This is a genomic window from Microvirga sp. HBU67558 (genome assembly GCF_018069605.1).
Lineage (GTDB): Bacteria > Pseudomonadota > Alphaproteobacteria > Rhizobiales > Beijerinckiaceae > Microvirga > Microvirga terrae.
Genome location: NZ_JAGPUP010000341.1, coordinates 1 through 1,842 on the forward strand (window position 1 = coordinate 1; position 1,842 = coordinate 1,842).

Annotated in this window: 1 protein-coding gene; it reads left to right on the top strand. The window is 57.9% G+C overall.

The features are described from left to right. The first annotated feature begins 631 nt into the window (after positions 1-631). The gene (locus KBI52_RS01670) at positions 632-1,369 is read left to right on the top strand and encodes a response regulator transcription factor (protein ID WP_210804894.1); all 738 of its coding nucleotides are present in this window, start codon (positions 632-634) and stop codon (positions 1,367-1,369) included. Positions 1,370-1,842: the final 473 nt, after the last annotated feature.

Genomic DNA, 1,842 nt, shown 5'->3' on the forward strand with positions numbered 1-1,842 from the left:
AGGATCAAAATGCCCGAAAAAGTTGTCCTCCCAATGGACCAGTTTGACGGGTCAGGACCAAAGGCACAAGGCGCCCATAGAACCGCAGCATCCGCTCATAGGCCTCAGTCAAGCGCCGCCCAGCATCCCCTCGCTTGGCTTCCCTGCCTTTTCTCGAGAATGGAAGCGCCGGGCCGGGTGGGGTGGCGGTCAGGCTCCACGTCCACGTGCCCACTTGTGGCCCATGTGGTTCCTGATGAATGTTGCCGATGTAGGTGTGCCAGCGGCTGTCGCTGTTCCGATCTGGCCTGCTTTCGTCGAAGCAGGTCCAGCTCGTCTCCAGCCAGCTATTGTCAGGCCAAGCCTCAGAGGTTTTCATCCAATAGAGCTTCACGTGCCGTTCCGCGTCCTGCCGTGTTCAATCGGAGCTCTATCACCATACCTATGCGACGCAGCGAACTACCTCTCCAGTGGTAGCCCTGGCGGAGGAACCAACACCTTAACCAGTCGTTAAGGGCTGCAAGGTCCAGCTCACGTGGACCCATCTTGGGTTGATGCTCCTATCCATCAAGGCTCCTCTCAGCGAGCACTGATGGCCAGCATGGGTCCTCTCGGATGCAAATTGCTGAACATAATTAGGGGCTACACAATCATGAACCATGACGTCGTCTACAATGAGCACATCCTCTCGATTGCTCAGAATGCACCTGCCGTTGTGACCACTGTTCTGGTTTGCCAGAATGCGCTCATCCGCAGTGGCGTCAGCCACATGCTCTCAGGAACGCACTTCATTGTGTCGGACGAGAAGCCCGACCGGTCACCAGAAGGGCCTGTCCTGTGCCTTATCTACAGCAGCCCGGCGACTGATGACCTGAGTGAGACCATCGAGCACTGCAAGGCGCAATGGCCTTCGGCTCGAGTGGTTCTGCTGACTGAGAGCATGGAACCCGCAGCCATGGCCCAGACCTTTCAGGCAGGCTTGGACGGGGTTTGCTCAACGGGGATGAAGCGTGAGGCCCTGATCAAGGCGCTTGAACTGATCATGCTGGGGGAAGCCTTCATCGCACCGGCATTGGCACTCAACCTGTGGGATGACGCGATTCGCCAGCATCAGGCTCGCCCGGATGGCGCCGTGGTCATCGGCCCTGCGGCCACTGGGATTGCCGGCAGACTTTCAGGACGCGAAACCCAGATCCTGAGCCATCTGACCCTCGGCGCCTCAAACAAGCACATTGCACGAGAACTTGGAGTGGCTGAAGCCACGGTCAAAGTCCACCTCAAGGGCATCCTGCGGAAGATCAAGGCAGCTAATCGCACCCAGGCGGCGATGTGGGCGCAACAGCATATGGATTTCGCAGCGAACGACGGGACCATGACCGCCGCTGAATAGTCTGGTGCTGCGGACTCACCGTGGAATCGGCTTCTTCTCCGTGTCGGCGTTCCTGTCCCATTGAGCGGCTCCGGTTTTCAGGTCGATTTCCATAGTGAACCGACGCGGCGCCGCCGCACTTGCCGCCGTGTTTCTCCCGAACGGTGACCGTTGCCACCGTCCTTGTGGCTTCGTCAAGCACCAGGGACGAACAGGCCAGTTCCGCCCGCGAAAGAAGTCGGTGTTGGGTGATGATCCGACCAGCCTTTCGCAGGATAGCGTTTAGATCTGACAGATGTGCAGAGCATAGGACCGAGCAAACGAGGCAGGCTACAATCCCCCCGTCACTTTGGGCACTCCCAAGCTTTCGGGTATTTGCTGGCGGCAATGATGCATCGACGCAAATCGTTCTGAAACAGTCTTGAACATTCCGTGATGGAATAGATCAGCGTGACCACCGTTTACTGGCCATCTGACGTTATTGAAAAGGCTGG

Coding starts and splice junctions, on each gene's coding strand:
- KBI52_RS01670 (WP_210804894.1), top strand. CDS start 632: ATGAACCATGACGTCGTCTACAATGAGCACATCCTCTCGATTGCTCAG.